Genomic DNA, 12562 nt, shown 5'->3' with positions numbered 1-12562 from the left:
CTGATTTTACCGCTCTTTCAACGATTAAATATCAGAACCAAATTGGGTATTACGTACAGGACATGTCCCTAAAATTTGGGTTCGTCCATCACTCAACTCTTCTTCTAGCGTAATATCAAACCCCCATAAGCGGTACATATGTTTTAATACTTCAGGGTGGCTGTCTGCTAATGGAATCCTGTTGTGTGGTATATAACGTAGTGTTAGTGAACGGTCACCTTTCAATGCGACATTCCAGACTTGAAGGTTAGGTTCATTATTGCTTAAGTTATATTGCGACGAGAGCTTCTCTCGGATCATCCGATAGCCTTCCTCGTTATGAATCGCGCTGACTTCCACATAGTTATGGCGATCATCGTCATTTACAGCAAAGAGCTTGAAGTCACGCATCACTTTTGGCGATAAAAACTGACTGATGAAGCTTTCATCTTTAAAGTTTTCCATCGCAAAGTGCAGCGTATCCAGCCAATCTTTACCAGCAATATCTGGGAACCAGTATTTATCTTCCTCGGTTGGGTTTTCACAGATCCGACGAATATCCTGGAACATCGCAAAACCTAAGGCGTATGGGTTGATACCACTGTAATAGGGACTGTTATATTCAGGCTGCGCAACCACATTGGTATGGCTATGCAAGAATTCCATAATAAAGCGATCTGTCACTAATCCCTCATCATAAAGATGATTCAAAATAGTGTAGTGCCAGAATGTTGCCCAGCCTTCGTTCATGACTTGTGTTTGTTTTTGTGGGTAGAAGTATTGGCTTACCTTACGCACAATTCGCACAATTTCACGCTGCCAAGGTTCGAGTAGTGGCGCGTGCTTCTCAATGAAATAAAGGATGTTTTCTTGCGGTTCAGCAGGAAAACGGTGCTCTTCCGATACATCCGATTTATCTTCTTGAACCGGAATGGTGCGCCATAGCGCGTTGACCTGTGTTTGCAGGTAATCTTCTCGCGCTTTTTGGCGCGCAGTTTCTTCAACCAAAGAAATTTTTTGGGGGCGTTTATAGCGATCGACCCCAAAATTCATCAAGGCATGGCAGGAGTCGAGCAAGCGTTCGACATCCTCAACCCCATACTTTTCTTCACAATCGGTAATGTACTTCCGCGCAAATAATAAGTAATCAATGATTGAGCTGGCGTCTGTCCATGTTTGAAATAAGTAATTCCCTTTAAAGAAAGAGTTATGACCATAGCAGGCATGCGCCATTACCAAGGCTTGCATGGTAATAGTGTTCTCTTCCATTAAATAAGAGATACAGGGATCAGAGTTAATCACGATCTCATACGCTAATCCCATTTGACCGTGTTTATAGCCACGTTCTGTTTCGATAAAGCGTTTGCCGAATGACCAGTGGTGGTAATTGATTGGCATCCCAATACTTGAATAGGCATCCATCATCTGCTCAGCAGTGATGATCTCAATTTGATTAGGATACGCATCAAGCCGATAGTGGTCAGCGACACGCTTTATCTCTTTATGATATTGGTCAAGCAGATCGAACGTCCAATCTGGTCCATCACTGAGTGGCTTTGTCTTTGTTGTTGTCACCATAACTCACTCCCCTAAGCGCGTTGACATCCTACTATTAGCTAACTTGCTTCTTAAATAGCTCCCTGAATACAGGGAATATGTCATCCACCGTCCGTATGTTCTGCATAGCAAAGTTATCATGGCTGCCTTGCAGTGTTTCGTATTCACGCCAGAGCGTTTGATGCGCACGGCGAGTGATTTCGATATAAGAGTAGTAGCGTGTTACTGGCAAAATACTCTCTTTCAATAATTGACGACAACCTGGCGAATCATCGGCCCAGTTATCACCATCCGAGGCTTGAGCGGCATAGATATTCCATTCGCCAGCAGGGTAGCGCTTCTTAATGATGTCATCCATCATACGTAAGGCGCTCGACACGATAGTGCCCCCAGTTTCTTGCGAGTAGAAGAACTCATGCTCATCTACTTCTTTCGCTTGTGTATGGTGGCGTATAAAAACCACATCTACATTTTTGTATGTTCGGTTTAAGAACAAATACAGCAAGATATAGAAGCGTTTAGCCATGTCTTTGGTTGCTTGATCCATTGATCCTGATACATCCATTAGACAGAACATAACCGCTTGGCTGGTAGGCAGTGGGCGACGTTCATAATTTTTGTATCGTAAATCAAAGGTATCAATAAAAGGCACACTGCCAATTTTTTCACGCAGCGCTTGGATTTCTTGTTTTACGCGTTCTTCTTCAAAAGGTTGAGCGGGTTCGGTAGATTTTAACTGCTCAAACTCAGCTTCGAGTTCACGTAAGTGACGGCGTTTCGCTGCTGTCATGGCTGTGCGTCGTGCCAACGAATTCTGTAGCGATTTTACAATCGCGATATTTGATGGCACACCCGATGATTTGTAGCCTGAACGGAATGTTTTCCATTCGACCACTTTGTTCATCTGGTTTTTTTCTAGGTTAGGTAGCTCCAAATCTTCAAACAGTAAGTCGAGGTATTCGTCTTTGGAAATTTGGAATACAAATTCATCTTGGCCTTCACCATCTTGGCTCGCTTGACCTTCGCCTGCGCCGCCTTGTCCCGCCCCTCCTTGGGGGCGTTCAATGCGGTCACCTGGAGAGAATTGGTCGTTGCCCGGATGGACAACTTCACGTTGTCCACCACGGCCTTGGTGAAAGCTTGGCTCTTTGATATCACGAGAGGGGATAGTAATATTTTCCCCGCTCTCAACATCAGTGATCGAGCGCTTATTTACCGCATCAGCAATCGATTCTTTAATCTGCTGTTTGTGGCGGCGTAAAAAGCGCTGGCGATTCACCGTGCTTTTATTCTTACCATTGAGCCTGCGATCTATAAAATGCGCCATAAGCTCCCCCTCATACTTCCATTCAACCGGCTACGATGATTTACGTACGCGTAAGTACCATTCAGATAGCAAACGCACTTGTTTACGGGTATAGCCTTTCTCCATCATACGAGCGACGAAATCATCGTGTTTTTTCTGCTCGTCGGTAGAGGTTTTCGCGTTGAATGAAATAACTGGGAGCAACTCTTCGGTATTGGAGAACATTTTCTTCTCAATAACGGTGCGAAGTTTTTCGTAGCTGGTCCAGTTAGGATTTTTACCTGCGTTACTTGCACGAGCACGAAGGACAAAATTGACGATTTCATTACGGAAATCTTTAGGGTTACTGATACCCGCTGGTTTTTCGATTTTCTCTAGCTCATTGTTAAGCGCTGAGCGGTCGAAGAGTTGGCCGGTTTCAGGATCACGGTATTCTTGGTCTTGAATCCAGAAATCAGCGTAGCTGACATAACGGTCAAAGATGTTCTGACCATACTCAGAGTAAGACTCTAGGTACGCGGTTTGAATTTCTTTACCAATGAATTCAACATACTTAGGAATCAAGTAGCCTTTCAAGAATTCAAGGTATTTCTCTGCCACTTCCTGTGGGAACTGCTCACGTTCGATTTGCTGTTCAAGCACGTAGAACAGGTGAACCGGGTTAGCTGCCACTTCGGAATGATCGAAGTTGAACACGCGAGATAGGATCTTAAAGGCGAAACGGGTTGATAGGCCGTTCATCCCTTCATCGACACCTGCGTAATCACGGTATTCTTGGTACGACTTGGCTTTAGGATCTGTATCTTTGAGGGTTTCACCATCGTAGACACGCATCTTCGAGAATAAACTTGAGTTTTCAGGCTCTTTCAGACGAGAGAGTACTGAGAATCGCGCAAGAATATCGAGCGTACTAGGTGAGCATGGTGCACTCGCTAGCTCACTGCTTTGCAGTAGTTTTTCGTAGATACGGGTTTCTTCCGAAATACGTAAACAATAAGGCACTTTCACGATGTAAACACGGTCAAGGAAGGCCTCGTTACTCTTATTATTACGGAAGGTTTGCCATTCTGACTCATTGGAGTGAGCAAGAATAATTCCCTCGTACGGTAAGGCTGATAACCCTTCAGTACCGTTGTAGTTGCCTTCCTGCGTCGCAGTTAGTAGAGGGTGAAGTACTTTTAGCGGTGCTTTGAACATCTCCACAAACTCCATTAAGCCTTGGTTGGCTTTACAGAGTGCCCCCGAATAGCTGTAAGCATCTGGGTCATCTTGTGAGAAGTGCTCAAGTTGGCGGATATCCACTTTACCGACAAGAGATGAAATATCTTGGTTATTTTCATCACCAGGTTCGGTTTTCGCGATACCGACTTGATCTAAGATAGATGGACGAACTTTGACCACTTTAAAACGAGTGATATCACCACCAAATTCATGCAGACGTTTTGCTGCCCATGGTGACATGATGGTATTGAGGTAGCGATCTGGAATGCCGTATTCTTTGTTAAGTAGATCGCCATCTTCATTTTTGTCGAATAGGCTAAATGGGTGATCATTAACAGGGCTTCGAACGCCATCGGCAGTTAGTACGTAAATTGGTACTTTTTGCATTAAGCTTTTTAGCTTTTCAGCTAGCGAAGATTTACCGCCCCCAACAGGGCCAAGTAAGTATAGGATTTGTTTACGTTCTTCTAAACCTTGTGCGGCATGTTTTAGGTAAGAAACGATTTGTTCAATGGCATCTTCCATGCCATAAAAATCTTCAAACGTTTTATAACGAGAGATCACGCGATTGGAGAATAGTCGGCTCAAGCGTGGATCTTGTGCGGTGTCGATCATTTCTGGCTCACCAATCGCCATAAGTAGGCGTTCGGCGGCATTTACATATGCGCTTCGGTCGTTTCGACAAATTTCAAGGAATTCCTGCAATGAAAGCTCTTCATCCTTGGACTCTTCATAGCGTTGACGATAATGGTCAAAAATACTCATGGTATGCCCCCTGAATCGTTCTCTTATCAATTAGAAAGGACGAAAACAAATAACTTTCACATCCCTCATATCTTTAAGACTAGACCTAACTGATCAAATTGCGTCACTGAGTTGTTGGTTTTTAAATAAATTTCCTAAGCTAGGTGACAATGAAAAAGTGTGTAAACTTTGTACACATTCTTACTATCCTCTTTAAAAATCGGTTTCGCAAGAAGGTTTAGATGGAAAATCTTTACATTTATTTAACGATTTTGTGATGTGAGGGCTTGATTTGATGCTTAGTCGTATAGTTTGAAATTACTTTCTTATGTGAGATCTATAACTGCAAATGAATGCATGCATGTGGTTTGGTAGGGAAAGCTTGACGTAGAGCGGTTTATTCCGCTTTTTTTAGTTGTGAAGCAATATTGAGACAACTATGACCTTGATGATAAAGCATTATCACGCTTTGCTTCTATTCATAGAATATTTCTCAGTTAAGATGCTTTTTTTGTGAGCTAAATCAACAACTCTGACTTAAGCTAGATAAGTGGTTTTATTTTGGGGAGCTGCATTTATGGGTATTTCACGCGTTGATACTGTTTCTATTCCAGTGTCAGATCAAGCGCAGGCATTGGTATTTTATCGGGACGCCTTGGGGTTTGAGTTGATTCGCGATCACAGCGCAAACGATGATAAACGCTGGGTTCAGCTAGCCCCAAAAGGGGCGGAAACGACCATTAGTTTAGTTAGACCATTTGCGGGAATGAAGGCCGGATCGGTTCAAGGCTTAGTGGTACAAACCGACGATATTACCTCAACCTATAATGAGTTGAGTGGCCGAGGGGTCGGTTTGTCGGAAATCGTGACTTTAATTAGTGGTCGTTTTGCGACTTTTGCTGACCCAGATGGTAACGGTTGGGTGCTGATTGAAGCAAATAGCACCATGCAGGCGTAATTACCCGTTTCATCAATTACTAATCAAGGAAACGGGCATCAGGTACGATTGCCACCATACTTCGGCATGGTGCTTTATCTTGATGTTATGCGTCAGTCAGGCGGATAACAGTCGTCAGCGTGTGTGACTCTTGAGGCGCTAAGGTTACCCCTTCGCCATGAATTGTTGACTCGACACACACCATAGTTTCAAAACTATTGTTTGCCATATCAGCCATGCTTTCGCACAGATCTTGCCAAGGATTCCAAATGACTGCCGCATTATGGCCTTGGTTTTCTACTAAGATTTGGCGCTGGCGAGGGGTGTCGTGGATTGCAATAGTCGCTTCAGGTGCAGTGTAAACACGGTCAACTTCTTGGGCGATTGTGAGTGTGTCATCTCCTTCTGCTTTAACCCCACCCAGTACACCATCGATGTAAGGCTGACCCATGCCAGTTAAGTGTGTTTGATGAATATCAGCAATATCAAAGTAAGTGTGAAGAGCACCGCCGAAAGACCAAGCATGTTCATCTGTATTGGTTGATGTTAGGTTCACTTTTAGCATTTCACCCAGTTCAAAGGTGATAGTTAAATCGAACTTATGTGGCCAGATAGCGTGAGTTGTTTCTGAGTCTTGTAGATTCAGTGCCAGGATAACGCCATTGTCGTTTTCGCGGTGTTCTTTGATTGACCATTGGCTATTTCGTGCAAAGCCATGCGATGGATTGCCCGCTTTACCAAACCATGGCCAGCAAACAGGAATACCGCCTCGGATTGCTTTTGCAGGATCGATAATTGCTTCTTCGCTTAACCAGATAACATCATCTTGGTTGGCAGGTTTGAACCAAATTAAGTGACCACCGTGCAGTGAGATCCCTGCTTCAGCAGTTTGGTGAAGCACTCGAATGATTTTTACGCCATTGTATTCACACACCGTAATAGCATCTGAAAGGGCATTGATAGTTGGGAGATTACGTAAATCCATGATCATTTCCTTACTAATAGCATCTGGTATCGCTGTTTAATGGAGTAGATATGTACAAAAAACGATATAAGATGTCACTTATTTTTCTTTAAAAATTATCAATAGAAATTAAAACTTATTTGTTAAATTTGTTACTCGATTTTATTTTTTATCAGAATTTTTGAATGGCGATACGTGCGAAATAGCCGTGAATGCAGGGATATGCTGGTAGTGAAGGGAAGAAGAGTAGCAGATCCAATATCATTTGGGTATGGCTAACATGCAGGTACAAAAAAGGCGACTCAAGAGCCGCCTTTTGTCATCGCTTACTAAGTATTAATTACTTAGAGATGTGAGCGATTAGGTCTAGAACTTTGTTTGAGTAACCGATTTCGTTATCGTACCAAGATACAACTTTAACGAATTTGTCAGTTAGCGCAACACCAGCTTTAGCATCGAATACTGAAGTTTGAACTTCACCGATGAAGTCTTGAGAAACAACAGCGTCTTCAGTGTAACCAAGAACACCTTTAAGCTCGCCTTCAGATGCTTCTTTCATAGCAGCACAGATTGCTTCGTAAGATGCAGCAGTTTTTAGGTTAACTGTAAGGTCAACAACAGAAACGTTTGCAGTTGGTACGCGGAAAGCCATACCAGTTAGAAGGCCGTTTAGTTCAGGAAGAACAACGCCTACAGCTTTAGCAGCACCAGTTGATGATGGGATGATGTTTTGAGAAGCACCACGACCACCACGCCAGTCTTTAGCAGAAGGACCATCTACAGTTTTTTGAGTCGCTGTAGTTGCGTGAACTGTAGTCATAAGACCAGATTCGATACCGAACTTGTCGTTAAGAACTTTAGCAACAGGTGCTAGACAGTTAGTAGTACAAGAAGCGTTAGAAACGATATCTTGACCAGCGTAAGTTGCATCGTTTACGCCCATAACGAACATTGGAGTTGCGTCTTTAGAAGGACCAGTAAGAACAACTTTCTTAGCACCAGCAGTGATGTGCTTACGTGCAGTTTCGTCAGTTAGGAAAAGACCAGTTGCTTCAGCTACAACGTCAACGTTGATTGCATCCCACTTAAGATCTTCTGGGTTGCGCTCAGCTGTAACACGTACAGTTTTACCGTTAACGATTAGGTTACCGCCTTCAACTTCAACAGTACCGTTGAAACGGCCGTGAGTTGAATCGTACTTCAGCATGTAAGCCATGTAATCAACGTCGATAAGGTCGTTGATACCAACAACTTCGATGTCGTTGCGCTCTTGCGCTGCACGGAAAACAAAACGACCGATACGGCCAAAACCATTAATACCTACTTTGATAGTCATTGTAGTTGCTCCACAACTTAATTTCTAATGAAAGATAACTGGTAGTAAAATTACAGAATACTGGGTGACGCTGCAAGCAAAAAAGGCGGTTAAATTGCTTGAGGTCAAAAAAAAGTTCGGAATTTTTTTACATTCCCTCTACATTGCCGACATTTCATACGAAACTTGTTCAATTAGCCACCATGGGCGTTGTTAACTTTTAATATTGAGCAAATCCATTTTGATGCTGACATTCAGATTGATTCGGTAACTAAACATCCATAGCGCAAAAAGTATGTGCCACATAAGTGATAATTGGCAACTTTTTGAGCAAAATCGAGTGAGCAGTTTTTGTTGTTGTGAGTTGAGTTGTGTGAGTCATAGACGTCTTGTTGATGAGAATGCGTCGTCCTCTAACCATGGGTAGCGAATTTATTGTGGCGTAGTATGATTAGAAAAGAGCCGTGAAAATGTTGCTCAGTGTTAAAAGGAAGGGACAGGAAAAACAATGACAAATAAAAACGATGCGTACTGGCGAGAGAAATTATCCCCTGAACAGTATCAAGTCTGTCGTGAACAAGGTACTGAGGCGCCTTTTAGTGGCACATTGCTGCATAATCGTGAAACGGGTGTTTACCATTGCACCTGCTGTGAATCGCCGTTATTCCAATCGGATAATAAATATGATTCAGGTTGTGGGTGGCCGAGCTTTGATGCGCCGATAGAAAAAAATGCGATTCGATATCTTGAAGATCATTCACATGGGATGAGTCGCACAGAAATTCGTTGTGCAGAATGTGATAGCCACTTGGGTCATGTATTCCCTGATGGCCCTCAAACTACGGGTGAGCGTTATTGTGTCAATTCAATCTCGCTACAATTTAAAGCGTGATATGACACTCACTATAGCCTGAAATATTATTACAAAACAAAGGCATCCAAGGATGCCTTTTTTGATCTGAGTCACTCATGCTTGAGTGCGGTTACGGCGTTTAGAGCTGAGAGCCGATTTGCATTGAGGCCTGATGGCTAACAGGTCTACTGACCAAGTGATGCAGTAAATCGACCTTGTTTGAGCGCTTTGATAATTGTTTCCGCTTGTTGCTCTATGTGTTCGCGTTTGTTGTCTGTCATTGGGTAAAAGCTTGCTAACTTCTCTTTGCTAGCAACGGGCATATCAAACTCTGCACCGACGATTGACCATAAATAAGCATGGGTATTATTTTTCTGCTGGTGATAAATGGTTGCTAAGGATTGGATTATCTCTGGTTTCACTGTATCCCCTTTTTCGTATAGGGATAAGGCGTGCAGTAAAATCGTTAAGGTTTTCGTTTGATCTTTACCACTGTAATACGTTGCTAATGCCAGTTGTAGATCTGGCGTTTCTAACGCTGGCTTCCCTTCAAGTTTTAAAAATTGGCGCATTGCACGTTTATCACCTTGTGACCATCGGTAATAAATGATCTCAGGGTCGATCGATTCAGCCAGCTCCTTATTTAGACGATCAATCGAGTCGTAACTGTGAATCAGTGCTTTCATCCGATTTGTTTTTCGTTCTTTTAATTCGGTTGGTTCAATACGTGCCGCATACTCTAAACACATTTGGTAGTTATGCGTGAACTTGAGTTCTTTAAATTTCTCGCTATCTATGGGGTTTTTTAGCACGTCATAACGTTTCCAAATTAAATTGGCACGCTGTAGGCGGCACTGTCCATCGTTAACATTCAAATTTGCGCAGATTTCAGGGTAGGACTCACACAAGCTATCGGTTGAGCGGTGGCGTTCAAAGCAGCCACTTAGGAGCAGTGCGCAACTCAACACAGTAAGCAGTTTAAATCTTGCTGTTACTTTTACTTTGAAGGTGGAATTCATCGTATTTGAATTGGTGTGTGCACGCATCTTGGGTGAAGCTCGTATCGTTAAATTCTATGAGGTTTCATTCTATATGAAAGTGGCTAAAAGGTGATGAAAACATAGCAAATTGTGAATGCTATTCAGGAAAGCCGTGATATTGACGGAATTTCGGTGAAATACTCACCGAGTGAATCGCTTGGTTGTGCTCTTTTGTGTTGTAAGAGTCAGCAACTCGCCATGGAAGCTGTGATCAGAAAAACACTTTTTATATTACAGCTTGACTGTTATGTACGACTCATTAAAGGTAATGCAACATGAGAGTAACTAAGTTGGCTGCTGCTGAAACTGTGCTGGATAACCCATAGTAGTAGCCTTGTAGATGTGGAGTGTTGGAATGGATCTTGAGAAGGTATTGCACGCGATGACCCCAGAGGTATATCAGCGGTTAATGACGGCGGTAGAAATTGGAAAGTGGCCTGATGGGACGGTGTTAACCCAAGAACAACGTGATGCCACTATGCAGGCTGTTATGCTATACCAATCGCGTCATAATCAAGATGCAGAGCATATGAGTGTTGAAGTGGGCGGTGAAATTAAGTTTAAGTCAAAAGCTGAACTCAAGCGTGATTTTGGCGCGAATGAAGAGGAAGCTCGCGCAATAGAGGATATCGCTCGCTTTAATCATAACGAGCTGTAATCACAAGGTGTGAGAAGATGGCGTTTTAAGTCATCATTCGGATCATCCGTTGATTTCGTTTGGGAATTAGATGCTTTTTAGCCTGATTGCTGCGCAATAGAAACCACGTAATTCATGATCTTCTTCACTTATCATATTGGCTACTATGGGCTCTTGCTCTATCGCCATGAGATAAGTGTGTAATTTAGGGTAATCTGACTCGACTCGTAGCCCTGCCATCCAACCATTACGCAAGATACTCCAGACACTGATCTCTGCCATTGAGAAGTGCTCACCAATAAACCCATCTTTAGGTATTTGTTCTTCGAGATATTGCAATGCAAGTGGTAGGTGGTGCTGGATGCATTGTTCAATGGCTTCTTCGTCGATGTCTTTATTGAGCATCTTGCCGCGCATTATTTTCTGATAAAAGAGTACACCACTGACCAGTGAGGTTAGCCGTGTATCAGCATATTCTTCTAGCCATCTAATTTTCGCTCGAACTTTAGCGTCTCCAGAGTAGAGAGGAGGAATGGGGTAGAGGTCATCAAGATAATGGGCGATCACAGTCGAATCCATAATACTTTGCCCATCGTGCTCAAGTACCGGTACTTTCCCCATGGGATGGCGTTTATGAGCGAGCTCTTTTTCTAAAAATGGGTTTAAAGGTTCAAGTTGGTAGCTAATGCCTTTGTAGGCGAGTGCGAGCATGATTTTTCTAACGAAAGGGGAAATTGATGCACCATGTAGAATCATAATAATCGTCCGACGTATCGAGATTAAAAGTATTACTTTAGTTGTGATTACGAGAAGTATTGCCGTGTTGATATTCTTGTGTGTTTTCAGTGCTAGTAAGTGTAGTTGAGATATGGCAAAGGGGGGGATAAACAAAGAGCCGCATACGCAGCTCTTAGAAGGGGGGTAACACGAGAAATTCGGTTAGTGAGTCAGTTCACCACGAAGGTTTTGCTGCATCATGCTACGCACGGTTTCGGTTGGTAAGTCCTTTGACAGTAGGTAGTGCAGTTTTGCCAATGCCGCTTCTGGTGTCATGTCATAGCCACTTAACACACCCGCATCTGCTAATGCACAGCCTGTTGCGTAACCACCCATGTTTACCTTGCCTGATAGACATTGTGTGAGGTTAATAACAATCACACCACGATCAGTGGCTTCTTTTAGCTGGGCTAAAAGGTCGGCATTTTGAGGGGCATTACCCACACCAAATGTTAGCAGGATCATTGCATTAACAGGCTGGCGAAGCGTGTTGCGAATGACTTCTGGTGAAATGCCTGGGTACATAGTAATCACGCCAATCGGTTGAGGTGTAATGTTATGTACGGTAAATGGCGCATCCGGTTTTTTATCAATCTCAACGTTGTTAAGTTGAATATTGATACCCGCTTCAAGCAATGGCGGTAGGTTTGGAGAAATAAAGGCACCAAAACCATCCGCGTGTGCTTTTGTACTACGGTTACCACGAATTAGCTGGTTGTTGAAAAACACAGTGACTTCATTGATAGGGTAGTTTGCAGCAACGTGCAAAGAGTTCAGCAGGTTGCTTTGACCATCTGAGCGGATCTCTGCAATTGGAATTTGCGAACCAGTCACGATCACGGGCTTATCTAGGTTATCAAACATAAACGACAAAGCTGACGCTGTGTACGCCATGGTATCCGTACCATGAAGAATGATGAAACCATCGTACTTGTCGTAGTTTGCTTTAATATCATCAGCAATGCGCTGCCAATCCGCTGGCGTCATATCCGAAGAATCGATCAGCGGATCGTATTCATGGATGGTAAATTTTGGCATTTCTGAACGATGGAATTCAGGCATGCTTGCTAATTGCTTCTCCATGAACCCTGCAACAGGGACGTAACCATGGTCTGACTTCTGCATGCCAATTGTGCCGCCAGTATAAGCAATGTAAATGTGTTTTCTTTCCATAATTCAGTACAGCTTTTTATCGGTTTGGTGGGCGCATTATACGGCTAACGCTCGGTAAA

At 43.2% G+C, this 12562-nt stretch carries 11 protein-coding genes; 3 read left to right on the top strand and 8 right to left on the bottom strand.

The window, feature by feature from the left end; genetic code table 11:
* Nucleotides 1–24: 24 nt before the first annotated feature.
* From OCU77_RS12220 to OCU77_RS12210, 3 genes are read right to left on the bottom strand one after another with little or no spacing between them, the layout of a single operon-like run.
* Nucleotides 25–1557: a SpoVR family protein gene (locus OCU77_RS12220; protein ID WP_048899128.1), complete on the bottom strand. Its 1533-nt coding sequence runs from the start codon at nt 1555–1557 to the stop codon at nt 25–27.
* A 34-nt stretch (nt 1558–1591) separates the two neighbouring features.
* Entirely contained in the window at nt 1592–2863 is a 1272-nt protein-coding gene (locus OCU77_RS12215; RefSeq protein ID WP_048899129.1) for a YeaH/YhbH family protein, read from the bottom strand.
* Nucleotides 2864–2893: 30 nt separating this feature from the next.
* Entirely contained in the window at nt 2894–4828 is a 1935-nt protein-coding gene (locus tag OCU77_RS12210; protein WP_048899130.1) for a PrkA family serine protein kinase, read from the bottom strand.
* A gap of 556 nt (nt 4829–5384) precedes the next feature.
* Here OCU77_RS12210 and OCU77_RS12205 point away from each other — a divergent pair.
* On the top strand, nt 5385–5765 hold the full coding sequence (locus tag OCU77_RS12205; RefSeq protein ID WP_048899131.1) for a VOC family protein: 381 nt from the start codon (nt 5385–5387) through the stop codon (nt 5763–5765).
* 85 nt (nt 5766–5850) lie between these two features.
* On the opposite strand, the gene OCU77_RS12200 is transcribed toward OCU77_RS12205, so the two are convergent.
* Both OCU77_RS12200 and gap read right to left on the bottom strand, forming a co-directional pair.
* Nucleotides 5851–6729 carry a D-hexose-6-phosphate mutarotase gene (locus OCU77_RS12200; protein ID WP_048899132.1) on the bottom strand — a complete coding sequence of 293 codons (879 nt, stop codon included), beginning with the start codon at nt 6727–6729 and terminating at the stop codon, nt 5851–5853.
* A gap of 319 nt (nt 6730–7048) precedes the next feature.
* Entirely contained in the window at nt 7049–8044 is a 996-nt protein-coding gene (gene gap, locus OCU77_RS12195) for a type I glyceraldehyde-3-phosphate dehydrogenase (protein WP_048899133.1), read from the bottom strand.
* Between the two features lie 487 nt (nt 8045–8531).
* Here gap and msrB point away from each other — a divergent pair, with 487 nt between their 5' ends.
* Nucleotides 8532–8915, top strand: a complete 384-nt coding sequence (gene msrB / locus OCU77_RS12190; protein ID WP_048899134.1) for a peptide-methionine (R)-S-oxide reductase MsrB — start codon at nt 8532–8534, stop codon at nt 8913–8915.
* A gap of 146 nt (nt 8916–9061) precedes the next feature.
* Here msrB and OCU77_RS12185 read toward each other — a convergent pair whose 3' ends face one another.
* A complete protein-coding gene (locus OCU77_RS12185) occupies nt 9062–9922 on the bottom strand; it encodes a DUF2989 domain-containing protein (RefSeq protein ID WP_239685983.1) in 861 nt (286 codons plus the stop codon).
* 349 nt (nt 9923–10271) lie between these two features.
* On the opposite strand from OCU77_RS12185, the gene OCU77_RS12180 reads away from it, so the two are divergent.
* Nucleotides 10272–10574 carry a YeaC family protein gene (locus tag OCU77_RS12180; RefSeq protein ID WP_048899135.1) on the top strand — a complete coding sequence of 101 codons (303 nt, stop codon included), beginning with the start codon at nt 10272–10274 and terminating at the stop codon, nt 10572–10574.
* 66 nt (nt 10575–10640) lie between these two features.
* Here OCU77_RS12180 and OCU77_RS12175 read toward each other — a convergent pair whose 3' ends face one another.
* Nucleotides 10641–11309, bottom strand: coding sequence for a glutathione S-transferase family protein (locus OCU77_RS12175; protein WP_107302899.1), 669 nt, complete (start codon nt 11307–11309; stop codon nt 10641–10643).
* A gap of 183 nt (nt 11310–11492) precedes the next feature.
* On the bottom strand, nt 11493–12503 hold the full coding sequence (gene ansA, locus OCU77_RS12170; protein ID WP_107302898.1) for an asparaginase: 1011 nt from the start codon (nt 12501–12503) through the stop codon (nt 11493–11495).
* Between the last annotated feature and the right edge of the window lie 59 nt (nt 12504–12562).

Origin of the sequence: Photobacterium swingsii, from assembly GCF_024346715.1 — a bacterium.
In the GTDB taxonomy this organism is placed as follows: Bacteria; Pseudomonadota; Gammaproteobacteria; order Enterobacterales; family Vibrionaceae; genus Photobacterium; species Photobacterium swingsii.
This window is presented reverse-complemented; position numbering and strand designations above follow the sequence as displayed.

Bases quoted from the DNA above. Each gene is read 5' to 3' on its own strand.
- OCU77_RS12220 (WP_048899128.1), bottom strand. From the start codon at position 1,557: ATGGTGACAACAACAAAGACAAAGCCACTCAGTGATGGACCAGATTGG.
- OCU77_RS12215 (WP_048899129.1), bottom strand. From the start codon at position 2,863: ATGGCGCATTTTATAGATCGCAGGCTCAATGGTAAGAATAAAAGCACG.
- OCU77_RS12210 (WP_048899130.1), bottom strand. From the start codon at position 4,828: ATGAGTATTTTTGACCATTATCGTCAACGCTATGAAGAGTCCAAGGAT.
- OCU77_RS12205 (WP_048899131.1), top strand. From the start codon at position 5,385: ATGGGTATTTCACGCGTTGATACTGTTTCTATTCCAGTGTCAGATCAA.
- OCU77_RS12200 (WP_048899132.1), bottom strand. From the start codon at position 6,729: ATGGATTTACGTAATCTCCCAACTATCAATGCCCTTTCAGATGCTATT.
- gap (WP_048899133.1), bottom strand. From the start codon at position 8,044: ATGACTATCAAAGTAGGTATTAATGGTTTTGGCCGTATCGGTCGTTTT.
- msrB (WP_048899134.1), top strand. From the start codon at position 8,532: ATGACAAATAAAAACGATGCGTACTGGCGAGAGAAATTATCCCCTGAA.
- OCU77_RS12185 (WP_239685983.1), bottom strand. From the start codon at position 9,922: ATGCGTGCACACACCAATTCAAATACGATGAATTCCACCTTCAAAGTA.
- OCU77_RS12180 (WP_048899135.1), top strand. From the start codon at position 10,272: ATGGATCTTGAGAAGGTATTGCACGCGATGACCCCAGAGGTATATCAG.
- OCU77_RS12175 (WP_107302899.1), bottom strand. From the start codon at position 11,309: ATGATTCTACATGGTGCATCAATTTCCCCTTTCGTTAGAAAAATCATG.
- ansA (WP_107302898.1), bottom strand. From the start codon at position 12,503: ATGGAAAGAAAACACATTTACATTGCTTATACTGGCGGCACAATTGGC.